This is a genomic window from uncultured Boseongicola sp. (genome assembly GCF_937988555.1).
Classification (GTDB): Bacteria; Pseudomonadota; Alphaproteobacteria; order Rhodobacterales; family Rhodobacteraceae; genus Boseongicola.
Map to the genome: position 1 here is coordinate 24,649 of NZ_CALJXO010000042.1, position 13,514 is coordinate 38,162.

General features: G+C 57.4%; 11 protein-coding genes. 4 read left to right on the top strand and 7 right to left on the bottom strand.

What is annotated here, in order from left to right:
* Positions 1–89: 89 nt before the first annotated feature.
* Positions 90–2,345: an NADP-dependent malic enzyme gene (locus Q1B15_RS02485; protein WP_299749645.1), complete on the bottom strand. Its 2,256-nt coding sequence runs from the start codon at positions 2,343–2,345 to the stop codon at positions 90–92.
* Positions 2,346–2,499: 154 nt separating this feature from the next.
* On the opposite strand from Q1B15_RS02485, the gene mutS reads away from it, so the two are divergent.
* Complete coding sequence (gene mutS / locus Q1B15_RS02490; protein ID WP_299749732.1) at positions 2,500–5,127, top strand: DNA mismatch repair protein MutS; 2,628 nt, start codon at positions 2,500–2,502, stop codon at positions 5,125–5,127.
* Here the strand turns inward: mutS and Q1B15_RS02495 are convergent.
* The gene (locus Q1B15_RS02495; RefSeq protein WP_299749648.1) at positions 5,105–5,662 is read right to left on the bottom strand and encodes a nucleotide exchange factor GrpE; all 558 of its coding nucleotides are present in this window, start codon (positions 5,660–5,662) and stop codon (positions 5,105–5,107) included. The genes mutS and Q1B15_RS02495 overlap by 23 nt on opposite strands.
* Positions 5,659–6,729 carry a heat-inducible transcriptional repressor HrcA gene (gene hrcA, locus Q1B15_RS02500; protein WP_299749651.1) on the bottom strand — a complete coding sequence of 357 codons (1,071 nt, stop codon included), beginning with the start codon at positions 6,727–6,729 and terminating at the stop codon, positions 5,659–5,661. The genes Q1B15_RS02495 and hrcA overlap by 4 nt, the downstream gene beginning before the upstream one ends.
* A gap of 120 nt (positions 6,730–6,849) precedes the next feature.
* On the opposite strand from hrcA, the gene rph reads away from it, so the two are divergent.
* The 3 genes from rph to hemW are packed head-to-tail and all read left to right on the top strand — an operon-like array spanning position 6,850 to position 9,300.
* Complete coding sequence (gene rph, locus Q1B15_RS02505) at positions 6,850–7,560, top strand: ribonuclease PH (protein ID WP_299749654.1); 711 nt, start codon at positions 6,850–6,852, stop codon at positions 7,558–7,560.
* Positions 7,560–8,171 carry an RdgB/HAM1 family non-canonical purine NTP pyrophosphatase gene (gene rdgB / locus Q1B15_RS02510; protein ID WP_299749657.1) on the top strand — a complete coding sequence of 204 codons (612 nt, stop codon included), beginning with the start codon at positions 7,560–7,562 and terminating at the stop codon, positions 8,169–8,171. Before rph ends, rdgB begins: the two co-directional genes overlap by 1 nt.
* Entirely contained in the window at positions 8,164–9,300 is a 1,137-nt protein-coding gene (hemW, locus tag Q1B15_RS02515; protein ID WP_299749660.1) for a radical SAM family heme chaperone HemW, read from the top strand. The genes rdgB and hemW overlap by 8 nt, the downstream gene beginning before the upstream one ends.
* Here hemW and Q1B15_RS02520 read toward each other — a convergent pair.
* From Q1B15_RS02520 to mnmG, 4 genes are read right to left on the bottom strand one after another with little or no spacing between them, the layout of a single operon-like run.
* On the bottom strand, positions 9,297–10,205 hold the full coding sequence (locus Q1B15_RS02520) for a ParB/RepB/Spo0J family partition protein (RefSeq protein WP_299749663.1): 909 nt from the start codon (positions 10,203–10,205) through the stop codon (positions 9,297–9,299). The two genes, hemW and Q1B15_RS02520, sit on opposite strands and share 4 nt — an antisense overlap.
* Before the next feature lie 9 nt (positions 10,206–10,214).
* Entirely contained in the window at positions 10,215–11,024 is an 810-nt protein-coding gene (locus Q1B15_RS02525) for a ParA family protein (protein WP_299749666.1), read from the bottom strand.
* Positions 11,017–11,643, bottom strand: coding sequence for a 16S rRNA (guanine(527)-N(7))-methyltransferase RsmG (gene rsmG, locus Q1B15_RS02530; RefSeq protein ID WP_299749669.1), 627 nt, complete (start codon positions 11,641–11,643; stop codon positions 11,017–11,019). The genes Q1B15_RS02525 and rsmG overlap by 8 nt, the downstream gene beginning before the upstream one ends.
* A complete protein-coding gene (mnmG, locus tag Q1B15_RS02535) occupies positions 11,640–13,514 on the bottom strand; it encodes a tRNA uridine-5-carboxymethylaminomethyl(34) synthesis enzyme MnmG (protein WP_299749672.1) in 1,875 nt (624 codons plus the stop codon). Before mnmG ends, rsmG begins: the two co-directional genes overlap by 4 nt.

Below are 13,514 nucleotides of genomic sequence, written 5' to 3' on the forward strand. Positions count from 1 at the left end.
TGCCGTCGGCGTTTCACCGGGGGCCGGAATGTGCGGCAATTTGTAAACCATGTCGACAGTAACCGACTGCGTGCACCAGACAGCTGCCCTTAACCGATTTTCGATGCGGCGAGCACGGCCATGTTCATGATGTCGTTCACGCTTGAAACGGTAGGCAGAATTTGGATCGGTTTATCGACACCCGTAAGGATTGGGCCGATAACCGTGGCCCCCGCCATTTCCTGCATTAACTTGACCGAGATTGAAGCGGAATGGCGGGCGGGAACCACAAGGATGTTGGCCGGCCCGGTCAGGCGAGAGAACGGGTAGTTTTCTTGTGCGCGCGTGTTGAGCGCGACATCGACTGTCATTTCGCCTTCGTATTCAAAATCTACGTCCATTTTGTCGAGGACTTTCGGGGCCTGGTGCATTTTCTCGGCGCGTTCGCTGACCGGGTAGCCAAAAGTCGAAAAACTGACAAAGGCTACGCGGGGCTCAAGGCCAAGACTGCGCGCGACCTTAGCCGCCTGAATTGCGATCTGTGCAAGATCCCGATCAGACGGCCATTCATGGACGAGCGTATCGGCGATGAGGACGATGCGGCCTTTGTGAAGGAGCGCGGTAACTCCCACGGCCCCATCTTCCGCGCGAGCGTCGAAAACGTGGTTAATCAAGTCGAGCACATGCGCAGATTTTCGGGTCGCCCCGGTTACAAGCGCATCGCCGTGGTCATGCGCCAGCATGAGCGCCGCGAAGACATGTCTGTCACGAGACGCCAGACGGTGAATGTCAGTGCTATCGAAACCACTGCGCTGCAACCTTTTGTAAAGGAAGGACTTATATGTTTCGAGATGACTTGTGTTGGCTGCATTTACGACGGTGATCTCGTCGACCGCATCGCCGAGACCTTCGGATTTCAGTTGCGCGGCAACATCGGCCTCGCGACCAACAACCAAAGCCTCGCCGTAACCATTTCGATGGTAGGCAACGGCAGCGCGTAGAACGCGCGGGTCGTCACCTTCGGCGAAAATCATGCGCGATTGAGCCGCGCGGGCACGCGCGTTGATCGACCGCAGGATTGACGCGGTCGGGTCCATACGGGATTTAAGCTGAAGCTCATAGGCTTCCATGTCGACGATCGGGCGACGAGCGACGCCGGTGTCCATGCCGGCCCTGGCAACGGCGTTCGGGACACGGTGGATCAAACGCGGGTCAAACGGCGTCGGGATAATGTAGTCGCGCCCGAACGTTAGTTTGCGGCCATACGCCATGGCAACCTCATCGGGCACGTCTTCGCGAGCAAGCGCGGCGAGAGCTTCGGCGCAGGCGATTTTCATCTCGTCGTTGATCGCTCGGGCGTGGATATCTAGCGCGCCTCGGAAGAGGTAGGGGAAGCCAAGGACATTGTTAACCTGGTTTGGATAGTCAGATCTTCCTGTTGCAACGATCGCGTCCTCGCGAACTTCGTGCGCTTCCTCGGGGGTGATTTCCGGATCAGGGTTCGCCATGGCGAAGATGACCGGGTTTGGAGCCATGCTTTTAACCATCGCAGGCGTGACGGCGCCTTTTGCGCTGACGCCGAGAAAAACGTCTGCGCCAACCATCGCATCTTCGAGGCTGCGGAGGTCAGTCGAGATGGCGTGGGCCGATTTCCACTGGTTCATACCATCGGTTCGACCCTGATAGATGACCCCTTTTGTGTCACAAACAACGCAGTTGTCGTGGCGCGCGCCCATGCGCTTAAGCAGCTCTATGCAGGCGATGCCAGCGGCGCCCGCGCCGTTTAGGACGATTTTGACGTCTTCGATTTTCTTATCCGAGATGTGCAGCGCGTTGATCAAGCCCGCCGCGCAAATCACGGCAGTGCCGTGCTGGTCGTCGTGAAAGACCGGAATATCCATCTCTTCCTTGAGGCGCTGCTCGATTATAAAGCACTCGGGCGCCTTGATGTCTTCAAGGTTGATGCCGCCGAATGTGGGTCCCATGAGACGGACGGCATTGCAGAAGGCGTCGACGTCTTCGGTGTCGAGCTCGATGTCGATAGAGTTCACGTCAGCGAATCGCTTGAAGAGGACCGCTTTGCCCTCCATCACCGGCTTGGAGCCCAAGGCGCCAAGATTGCCGAGGCCAAGGACCGCCGTGCCGTTGGAGATCACGGCGACAAGATTGCCTTTGTTTGTATAATCGTACGCCAGTTCTGGATTCGCCGCGATTTCTTCACAGGGAACAGCAACGCCGGGCGAATACGCAAGAGACAGGTCGCGCTGCGTCATCATCGGGACCGTGGCTTGAATTTCAAACTTACCCGGACTCGGGTACATATGAAAACTAAGCGCGTCCTCGCGCGTGAAGCGTTGTCTTGGCATTGGTCGTCCTCCCTGAGCTTGCTACTTTACGAGGTCGTGCCGCAGGAGCAAGGCGCATGATTTCGCCTTTCGCCCAGCGGTCCACACCGTTAGATTCGCGAAAATTCTCTGGGGGAGTGACCCTTTGACCGTTGCCAACGCTGCTGTCACTCCGATGATGGCGCAATATCTTGAAATAAAGGCCGACCATCCGGGCGCATTGCTGTTTTATCGGATGGGCGATTTTTATGAGCTGTTCTTTGACGATGCCGTTGCTGCGGCAGAGGCGTTGGATATTGCGCTGACAAAACGCGGAAAGCATCTGGGCGCAGACATCGCGATGTGCGGTGTGCCGCACCATGCGGCAGAGGGCTATTTGCTGGCCTTGATCCGAAAAGGGTTTCGGGTTGCGGTCTGCGAGCAATTGGAAAGCCCGGTCGAGTCGAAAAAGCGCGGTTCGAAATCGGTGGTGAAGCGCGGGGTGGTGAGGCTGGTCACGCCGGGAACGCTGACAGAAGAAACGCTGCTTGAAGCGCGGCGGCATAATTTTCTGGCGGCATTAAGCCAGGTGCGTGGAGAAGCGGCCGTGGCTTGGGTCGATATTTCCACCGGGGAGTTTCGGGTGCTTGCCACATCGACCGGCCAGTTTGGTCCCGAATTGGCGCGCCTCCTGCCGCGAGAGGTTTTGGTTTCAGATGCAAACGAGGCGGAATTTGTCGATTTAGTGACTGATGTGGGCGGGTCTATCACACCTTTGTCAGGAGGCAGCTTCGATAGTCAGTCGGCCCTGAAGCGCCTTACTACGCTTTTTGAAGTAGAAAGCCTGGACCCCTTCGGTGCATTTGGGCGCGCGGAAGTGTCCGCGATGGGCGCGATAATCGACTATCTGGAGCTGACCCAGAAAGGGAAGCTGCCGTTGTTGAGGCCGCCGATTCGGGAGGTGAGCGGCGCAACAATGCAAATCGACGCCGCGACGCGGCGCAATCTGGAATTGACACAGGCGCTTTCAGGCGGGCGTGATGGATCCCTTCTGGCGTCGATTGACCGGACGGTCACGGCCGCAGGCGGGCGTCTGCTGGAGCGCCGCATTTCCTCGCCATCGCAAGACCTGAGCACGATTTCATCTCGGCACGATGCGGTGGCGCATGCGGTTGCGGCTGTGGAGTATCGCGAGCAGCTGCGCGATGCGCTGCGGCGATGTCCAGATATGGATCGCGCTTTGTCGCGGCTATCGCTGGATCGAGGCGGCCCTAGAGATTTGGCGGCGGTGCGCAACGCTATTGCTCAAGCCGAAACAATTTCTGAGACTCTTCCGCCAGAAAGCCCGGCATTAGTCACCAATCTGCGAGAATCTCTGGTTGGGTTTGCGCCGCTTTCTAAGCTTCTTGAGGCCGCGTTGATTGCTGAGCCTCCGCTTTTGGCGCGCGATGGCGGGTTTATTGCGGCGGGCTATGACCCGGATCTTGATGAGGCGCGGACCTTGCGGGATGAGGGTCGCAGCGTGGTAGCGGGTTATCAGGCCGGCTACGCTGCTGAGACGGGCATCGCCGCCTTGAAGATCAAGCATAACAATGTGCTCGGGTATTTTATTGAGACGCCCGCCGCGCATGCGGAGAAGATGCTGTCCAAGCCACTGTCGGAGCGCTTCATTCATCGCCAGACTACGGCGAGTGCGGTACGCTTCACAACAATTGACCTTTCCGAGATGGAGACGAAGATATTGAACGCGGGCGCGCGGGCGCTTGAGGTGGAAAAAGGGCTTTATGGAAAGCTAAGCGGCGCGATTTTGGCTTTGTCTGGGCCGCTTGGCGATTGCGCGCGAGCGCTTTCTGAGATGGATGTGATCGCTGCGCTGGCATCTCTGGCGCAAAGCGAAAGCTGGGCGCGCCCACTGGTCGATGACAGTCGGGCGTTTGAGGTTTCTGGCGGACGGCATCCGGTGGTCGAGCGTGCGCTGAAAGCAGGCGGTACGCCGTTCATTGCAAACGACTGCAATCTGTCGGGCGTGAACGATGGGTCGATCTGGCTGCTGACCGGGCCGAACATGGCCGGTAAATCGACCTTTCTTCGACAGAATGCGCTGATCGCGCTTTTGGCGCAGGCGGGAAGCTTTGTTCCTGCGACATCCGCCCATATTGGGCTTGTTAGTCAACTTTTCAGCCGTGTTGGCGCAGCAGACGATTTGGCGCGTGGGCGGTCGACGTTTATGGTCGAGATGGTTGAGACGGCGGCGATTTTGAACCAGGCCGACGATCGGGCGTTGGTTATTCTGGACGAGATCGGTCGCGGCACGGCGACATATGACGGGTTGAGCATTGCCTGGGCGACACTTGAGCACCTGCATGATGTGAATGGTTGCCGGGCGCTGTTTGCCACACATTATCACGAAATGACGCAACTGGCGGATAAGCTGGACGGTGTGGAAAATGCGACCGTCACGGTGAAAGAGTGGGATGGCGACGTCATTTTCCTGCACGAGGTGCGTCGCGGAGCTGCTGATCGGAGCTATGGAGTTCAGGTCGCAAAGCTTGCCGGGCTTCCGGCGGCGGTTGTTGAGCGCGCGCGGGTTGTCTTGGAGGCCCTGGAAAAAGGGGAGCGCGAGGGTGGGCCCGGCGCGAAGGCTTTGATTGACGACTTGCCGTTGTTTGCCGCAGCGCCAGCGGCGCCCGTTCATAAACAGATGAAAACGTCCGAGTTAGAGACCAAATTGGCAGAATTGCTTCCCGATGAGATGACTCCTCGGGAAGCTTTGCAGGCGCTTTATGATTTGAAGGCTGCGCTCACGAGCCAACCTTCGAGCTAACGCCAACCTTCGCGGGGCGCAGCAAGCGGTCGTGAAGCATGAAGCCGTCTGCCGATACCTGAATAATGTCGCCAGCATTGGTGCCGGGAAGCGGGGCTTCAAACATGGCTTCATGGTGCTGGGGGTCGAAGCGGTCGCCGACTTCAGGCGAAATCGGCACAATTCCGTGCTTCTTAAAGACGTTGATCAGCTCGCGCATTGTGAGCTCGACGCCTTCGATAACAGCCTTGTTGGTTTCCCGGCTTTCCTCCGGGATCGCCTCGATTGCGCGGCGCATGTTGTCGAAGACCGGCAAAAGATCACGCGCGAGACGCGAGCCACCGTATTGCTCGGCCTCACGGCGGTCACGCTCGGAGCGCTTGCGTGAGTTTTCGGCATCGGCCAGAGCGCGCATGAATTTGTCTTTGAATTCATCGCGTTCGATCACCAGCTCGGCGAATCGTTCATCGAAATCTGGGTCTTCCAGCGCCTCGGGGCTATTGATATCGATCAGATCTTCCTCTGCTGCCGGTTCGTTTACGTCTTGCTCGTTCATCCTTGCCCTCTATCAGAAATCATGCGCCCAACCAGCTGGGCGGTGTAGTCAACAATAGGAACGATGCGTCCGTAGTTAAGCCGCGTAGGGCCAATCACTCCAACCGCACCGATCACCTTTCGATCAGCGTTCATATAAGGAGACACCACCAAAGATGAACCCGAAAGTGAAAAAAGCTTGTTTTCAGAACCTATAAAAATGCGCACACCTTCGCCGTCTTCGGTTAGATCGAGGAATTCGGCGATGTCACGCTTGCGTTCAAGGTCGTCGAACAGGGATCTGATGCGCTCAAGCTCTTCTTCCTGGCCGGCGCCCTCGATGAGATTCGACCTGCCGCGCACGATGAGCCGCTCATAGGTATGGCCTTCGTTTTCCCAAAATGCCTGCCCGCTTTCGACAAGTTCACGCGCCGCGCTGTCAAGCTCCTGGCGATGCTTAGCAATCTCGCGGGAAATGACCGCGCCCAGTTCGGATAGGGTGTAGCCTTCGACAATTGAGTTCAGAAAGTTGCCGGCTTCGCGCATCGAGCTTGGGGTTTGGCCCAGCGGCGGGGTGAAGACGCGGTTTTCGACGTGGCCGTCGCCGAACACCAGCACAACAAGCGCGCGGTCCTGGGCGAGGCTTACAAATTCAATATGCTTAATTGGCGCTTCGTGTTTCGGCGCGAGAACGAGGCTGGCGCCATGCGTCGCTCCGGAAAGCGCGGAGCCGACGCGGTCTAGCACGGAAGTGACGTCTGAGTCGTTGGGTCCAAGAGAGCCTTCGATTGCGCCGCGATCCTCAGCGCTTAGATCCCCAACCTCAAGCAGGCCGTCGACAAAGATGCGCAGCCCCAGCTGTGTGGGGATGCGCCCCGCGGATATGTGGGGGGAATTCAGCAGGCCGAGGTGTTCGAGGTCTTGCATCACGTTGCGGATCGTTGCCGCCGACACCTTTTCCGACATATCGCGGGTAAGCGTGCGTGATCCCACAGGATCGCCCGTGTCGAGAAAGCCGTCGACCACGCGCCGAAAAACTTCGCGCGAACGCGCGTTCATACCTTCTAGCAGTTTTCCGGCGTCGTTCATTTTGGTCTGCTTCACACAAGGGAGATGTAATTAAAGGCAAGCAGGGGCGAACGTCAATCGGGGTTGATGGGGAGCGGCGGGGCGACTATCAACCTCCATCAACTTCTGGAAGGATATCCTATGCGCCCGTCAGGTCGAGCGATCAATGAAATGCGGCCCGTTTCAATTGAAACAGGCGTGACGCGACATGCCGAAGGATCATGTATGATCCGCTGTGGGGATACCCATGTTTTGTGCACAGCGACCATCGACGAGCGCGTGCCGCACTGGATGAAGAACACCGGGCTTGGATGGGTGACGGCGGAATACGGCATGCTGCCACGTGCAACCCATACGCGCATGAACCGTGAAGCCAAAAAGGGTCAAGGCGGAAGAACCCAAGAAATTCAACGGCTTATTGGTCGTTCGCTTCGCGCTTGCATTGACCGCCCTGCCCTTGGTGAGCGTCAAATCATGATCGATTGCGATGTGATTCAAGCTGATGGCGGAACGAGGTGCGCGTCCATCACTGGGGGCTGGGTTGCTCTACGGCTTGCGGTGAATAAGCTGCTTAAGGCCGGGATGATAACGAGCGATCCGATTATCGATCACGTGGCCGCGGTTTCTTGTGGTGTTTACGCAGGACAGCCGGTTCTCGATCTTGATTATCCCGAGGACAGCGAGGCGGGCGTCGATGGCAACTTTGTGATGACAGGTCGGGGCAAGCTGATCGAGATCCAAATGTCCGCTGAAGGATCTGCATTTTCGCGTGACGAGATGTCTACACTTCTGGATCTGGCTGAAGTTGGGCGTGATGAGCTGGTGTTGGCACAGTCAGGCGCGACAGGCTGATGCGGCGGTTTGACGGCAATACGCTTTTGGTGGCGACGCATAATGCCGGAAAACTGGAAGAAATAGCCGATCTTATTTCTGAGTTTGGGATTTCGGTTATTGGGGCAGCCGAGAAGGGCCTGCCCGAACCCGAGGAGACCGGCACGACTTTCATTGAGAATGCGCGGCTTAAAGCCCATGCAGCGGCGTCAGCAACCGGACTACCTGCGCTGGCAGATGACTCCGGGATCGAAATTGACGCTCTGGACGGCGCGCCAGGCGTTTACACCGCCGATTGGGCGGAAACACCAAACGGGCGTGATTTTGTGATGGCAATGACCCGTAGCCATCTGGCGCTTGAGGCAATAGCTGCGCCAATGCCGCGGACAGCACGTTTTTGCTGTACGTTTGTGTTGGCATGGCCAGACGGGCATGACGAAGTTTTTGAGGGACGGATGGAAGGCGAGATTGTCTGGCCGATGCGCGGGAACCAAGGCCATGGGTATGATCCGATCTTTCAACCAAGTGGGTACGACATCACCTTTGGAGAGATGGGCCGCTACGAAAAGAACAAGATCAGCCACCGTGGCGATGCTTTTGGCAAGCTGAAGGCTGTTTTTGGAGATGGATGACCGGCCCGGTTTTGGGCTTTATGTCCATTGGCCGTTCTGTCAAGCGAAGTGTCCCTATTGCGACTTCAACAGCCATGTTTCCCTGAAAATCGACCATTCTGCTTGGGTTAGTGCCTATTTAAGCGAGATTAAGCGCCTTGGGGCGGAGACTGAAGGCCGGGTCTTGGAGAGCGTATTCTTCGGGGGAGGAACGCCAAGCTTGATGGCACCCGAGACGGTTGATGCTATTGTGAGAGAGGCCAGATCGGTTTGGAAGCCCTCGAACAATATGGAGATTACGCTTGAGGCTAACCCGACGTCTGTCGAGGCGGGTAAGTTTCGCGCGTTTCGCGATGCGGGGGTGAACCGTGTTTCGGTGGGCCTTCAGGCGCTGAATGATCCTGATTTGAAAGCCTTAGGGCGGTTGCATTCAGCTGCTGAGGGACGGCGTGCCTTTGAGATTGCGCAGGAGACGTTTGATCGGGTTTCCTTTGACTTGATTTATGCACGACAGGGGCAAAGCCTGAGAGATTGGCGCGAAGAGTTGGGAGAGGCGCTGACATTTGCAGCGGACCATCTGTCTTTGTATCAACTGACAGTCGAGCCAGGGACGGTATTTGCTGAGCGGTTTGCGCGCGGTGGGCTGCGTGGACTACCCGATGAAGACGTGGCCGCAGATATGTATGCTTTGACGCAGGATATGACGCGCGCGGCTGGCCTTGTCGGATACGAGACGTCTAACCACGCGGTGCCGGGTGCAGAATCTCGGCACAATTTGATTTACTGGGAGAACGGCGACTGGGCCGGTATTGGCCCAGGCGCACATGGCCGTTTGACGCTGAGTGGGGCGCGGTATGCGACCGAAGCGCCGAGGGCTCCCGGCGCGTGGTTAAAAGCAGTGCGTGACGGTGTCGGTCAAGAAGAGCGGACCGCCCTGACAAGCGAGGCGGTGACCGAGGAAAAGGTGATGATGGGGCTGCGGCTGGCCCGTGGCATCCCGCTTCCGTCGGATCAAGTAATCTCAGATAAAATAAATTATATCAATAAGTTAACTGACAACGCGCTGATCGACACTGCAGGCGGCCGCATGCGCCTAACCGAGGCAGGGCGACCGCTGCTGAATGCCGTCCTTCGGGAGCTTTTAGCTTAAACTTTTCCAGCACCCGTCGTCACAGATAGCCGGCGGCAGAGCTCGTCCAGCTGATCGAGATCTTTGTATTTGACCGTAAGCACACCACCCTCAGCGCCAGGCGGATGTGCAATTACCACCTTCATGCCAAGCGCAGCCGCGAGGTCGTTTTCCAGGGCGCGTGTGTCCGTGTCTTTGACTGGAGACACGTTGGTTTTCGGAGGCTTCGGCGAGTCGGTCTTCTTTGCGAGCGCTTCAGTCTGGCGGACAGACAGGCCCTGGCGAATAATCTGAGCGGCGAGTTTAGTTGGATCTTCGGCGGTAACAAGGGCGCGGGCGTGACCAGCGCTTAGGTCGCCTGAGCGGACGTATTCCATTACTGTTTCTGGGAGCGTCAAAAGGCGCATAAGGTTTGCGATGTGGCTGCGACTTTTCCCCAGCGCCTCGGCCAGCTTTTCTTGGGTATGACCAAAGCGATCCATTAGCTGCCGATACCCGGCAGCCTCTTCTATTGCATTCAGGTCGGCCCGCTGGATGTTTTCGATGATTGCAAGCTCGAGTACCTCGATATCATCAAGCTCGCGAACGATGGCCGGAACTTCGTGCAGCTGCGCGCGCTGCGCTGCGCGCCAGCGGCGCTCCCCTGCGACGATCTCAAAACGCTCGGGGTCGGCGGGGTTCCGACGCAGAATAAGAGGCTGGATGACACCTTTTTCGCGAACGGACGCCGTGAGCTCGCCAAGAGCAGCTTCGCTGAAAGTGCGGCGCGGCTGATTAGGGTTTGGGCTGATCCGATCGACAGCAATAAAGTTTTCGGCCCTGCGCGGCGTGTCTTTTGCGGCCTGCGGCGGAGACGTATCGATATCCGCCATAAGCGCGGACAAACCGCGACCCAATCCCCTGCGTTCCTGCTTCGCTTGCGCCATTTCGTTACCCTATGATGCGGTTTGTTCCAGCTTCTCTACCAGTTCTTGTGCCAAAGCGCGATAGGCTTGGCTCCCTTTTGAGCCAGGATCGTAAGAAATCACAGGCATCGCGAAGGAAGGCGCCTCAGACACACGGACGTTTCTGGGCACAACTGTCTTAAAGACCAGCTCACCCAGGGTTTTCCGCGCGTCTGCTTCAACCTGCTGGCTAAGGTTGTTGCGGCGATCATACATCGTCAGGAGAACGCCCTCGATGCGCAGATCGGGATTGGCAGTCTGACGCACCTCACGAACGGTCAGCATCAGCTGGGACAGCCCTTCCAGCGCAAAAAACTCGCTTTGTAGCGGGATAAGAACAGAGTGGGAGGCGACCATCGCATTAACCGTCAACAGGCTGAGCGACGGCGGGCAGTCGATCAGGACGAAATCGAGCATGAATGCGTCGATTGCGGGTTGCCTTAGGGCATCGTGGAGCAAGAAGCTGCGCTTCTCTATCGACATCATTTGGATGTCTGCGGAGCTAAGGTCCGTTGTTGCTGGCGCGATTACCAGACCAGCAACGTTTGTTGGCCGGATAACATCCCGGAGATCAGCGTCTTCAAGCAGGAGGTCGTAGGTTGTGACCTCTCTGTCGGTTGCATCGATGCCAAGACCAGTAGACGCATTCCCTTGAGGATCAAGGTCCACCAGCAAAACGTTAAAGCCCTCGTCTGCCAAGGCTGCGCCCAGATTGATCGCTGTCGTTGTTTTCCCGACCCCGCCCTTCTGGTTCACGATTGAGATAATACGAGGGCCGACAGGACGTGTTGGATCAGGCAAGCTTAATCTCTCCGATTTTGAGAATGGCGGCGTCTGTGTCCGTCATGCTTGGAATGCTTTCGCAGGTGAAGGACCATGTTTTCCCCGCCAGTTCAACCTCGGACGCTGCGCTTGCTCCCTTTGACAGAAGCGCCGTGCCGGTCCGGGCGATGTGGCGGCTTACGTATCCCAAAAGCACATCAAGAGGCGCCAGCGCGCGCGCTGAGATCACGTCTGCCTCTAGCCGTGCGACGCTCTCGCAGCGCTCCGCCAGCACCGTGAAAGATGTCTGAGTCTCGCGGGCGACAGCGCGGAGAAACGTGGCTTTGCGTTGATCCGATTCTATGAGCGTTACTGTGAGGTCAGGATGCGAACTTTCAGTTAACACCGCGATAACTGCACCGGGGAACCCCGCGCCGCTGCCTAGATCCGCCCATTTCTTCATATTTTGTGGTGCAAGCGAAAGAAGCTGGGCGGAATCCGCGAAGTGCCTGACCCAAAGCGTGTCGAGCGTACCGGGGGACACAAGGTTGATCGTTTTATTCCACTTGCGCAGCAAACTCGCGTAAATTTCCAGCTTCTCGATTGTTTCACGTGAAACATTGAACTGATCAGCGAAGCCGGCGCGCGGGTCGCTCATGCGGTCCGCCTTTGGTTTTGGCGTAGCTTCGCGAGGATAAGCGTCAACGCGGCTGGAGTGACTCCTTCCACCCGGCCCGCTTGACCAAGGGTGCCCGGGCGGACAGCAATTAGCTTTTCCCGCAGTTCGTTTGAGAGCCCAGAAAGGTTCTCAAAGTCGAAATCCAGAGGAATTTGGTGCGCCTCGTCCTTCTTCAATGCGACCACATCGCGCTTTTGTCGTTCGATATAGTTTGCGTAGAGCGCGTCTCTTTTGATTTGTTCCTGTATGTCCGGACCGATATCGGCCACCTCGGGTCGTAGCTTTGCTATGTCAGCAAAGCCAACGTCCGCGAATGCCAGCAAATCCAAGCCCGAGCGACGCGCACCGTCTTCCGCAATACGAATTCCAGACTTTGCGGCCTCCGATGCCGTTATTGAAATGGCGTCCAGGGTTGACCTGCCAGACGCCAGTCGGTCCATTTTAGCATCAAAAACGCGCTTTCGCGCCTCCCCAACGCAGCCCAGGGCGGCTCCAATGGGCGTAAGGCGCTGATCCGCGTTGTCTGCGCGAAGAGAAAGACGATATTCGGCGCGTGACGTGAACATACGATAGGGTTCGGTAACGCCGCGCGTGATAAGGTCGTCAATCATAACGCCAATATAGGATGTGTCTCGACCGAAAATGACTGGCTCGAGGCCCAGAGCATGCCCTGCCGCGTTCAGGCCGGCGACGAGCCCTTGCGCTGCGGCCTCCTCATACCCGGTGGTCCCATTGATTTGCCCGGCAAGGTAGAGGCCCTTGATATCCTTCAGCCCCAGTGTGGCATCTAGCGTTCTTGGGTCGACGTAGTCATATTCAATCGCGTAGCCAGGCTGAGCGATCTCAGCCGCCTCAAGTCCACAGATCGAGCGGACATAGGCGTTCTGAACGTCCTCGGGAAGCGACGTTGAAATACCGTTTGGATAGATAAGGTCGCTTGTGAGGCCTTCCGGCTCAAGAAAGATTTGGTGCGAACTCTTCTGCGCGAAACGGACAACCTTGTCTTCGATGGACGGGCAATAGCGCGGACCAACCCCATCAATTTGACCGCCGTACATCGCGGATTTGCTGAGGTTTTCGCGAATTATTGAATGCGTTTTCTCATTTGTATGCGCAATTCCACATGACACCTGCCGAGCGCTAGGCGTGCTTGAAAGAAACGAAAAGAGCACAGGATCTTCGTCGCCAGGCTGAGATTCGAGGATGTCCCAGTTTATGCTTTTAGACCTTAAGCGTGGAGGCGTTCCGGTCTTCAGGCGGCCAAGCGGAAGCTTGAAGCTGTCGATGCGCTCTGCCAGACGCACCGATGGCTTGTCACCGATGCGACCGCCCGGCCTGGACTCGTTGCCTATATGGATGACGCCGCGCAAAAAGGTCCCCGTGGTCAAAACGGTTGACGGTGCTGAGATTATGGAACCATCGGCAAGCACGACGCCGGCCACTGTTGGCCCAGACATTGCGAAATCCGTAACCTCCCCTTCAACGATAGATAGGAGTGGGTGTGCTGTCATTTCCGCCAGCATTTCGTATCGGTAGATCGCGCGGTCAGCCTGCGCCCGGGGCCCTTGAACAGCCGGGCCCTTGCGACGGTTTAGCAGGCGGAATTGGATACCCGCCTTATCCGCAACACGCGCCATAACACCGTCAAGGGCGTCTATCTCGCGCACGAGATGGCCTTTTCCAAGCCCACCAATTGCCGGGTTGCACGACATGACGCCAATACCATCGCGCTTGAGCGTCACAAGGACAACGCGGGCGCCGCGGCGTGCCGCCGCATGCGCGGCGTCAGCCCCAGCGTGCCCGCCGCCAACAACGATTACGTCTGTGTCCCAATGTTTCACGTGAAACAT

What these genes read in the sequence shown, in the direction of transcription:
- Q1B15_RS02485 (WP_299749645.1), bottom strand. Translation starts at nt 2,345, where the DNA reads ATGCCAAGACAACGCTTCACGCGCGAGGACGCGCTTAGTTTTCATATG.
- mutS (WP_299749732.1), top strand. Translation starts at nt 2,500, where the DNA reads ATGATGGCGCAATATCTTGAAATAAAGGCCGACCATCCGGGCGCATTG.
- Q1B15_RS02495 (WP_299749648.1), bottom strand. Translation starts at nt 5,662, where the DNA reads ATGAACGAGCAAGACGTAAACGAACCGGCAGCAGAGGAAGATCTGATC.
- hrcA (WP_299749651.1), bottom strand. Translation starts at nt 6,729, where the DNA reads ATGAACGACGCCGGAAAACTGCTAGAAGGTATGAACGCGCGTTCGCGC.
- rph (WP_299749654.1), top strand. Translation starts at nt 6,850, where the DNA reads ATGCGCCCGTCAGGTCGAGCGATCAATGAAATGCGGCCCGTTTCAATT.
- rdgB (WP_299749657.1), top strand. Translation starts at nt 7,560, where the DNA reads ATGCGGCGGTTTGACGGCAATACGCTTTTGGTGGCGACGCATAATGCC.
- hemW (WP_299749660.1), top strand. Translation starts at nt 8,164, where the DNA reads ATGGATGACCGGCCCGGTTTTGGGCTTTATGTCCATTGGCCGTTCTGT.
- Q1B15_RS02520 (WP_299749663.1), bottom strand. Translation starts at nt 10,205, where the DNA reads ATGGCGCAAGCGAAGCAGGAACGCAGGGGATTGGGTCGCGGTTTGTCC.
- rsmG (WP_299749669.1), bottom strand. Translation starts at nt 11,643, where the DNA reads ATGAGCGACCCGCGCGCCGGCTTCGCTGATCAGTTCAATGTTTCACGT.
- mnmG (WP_299749672.1), bottom strand. Translation starts at nt 13,514, where the DNA reads ATGTTTCACGTGAAACATTGGGACACAGACGTAATCGTTGTTGGCGGC.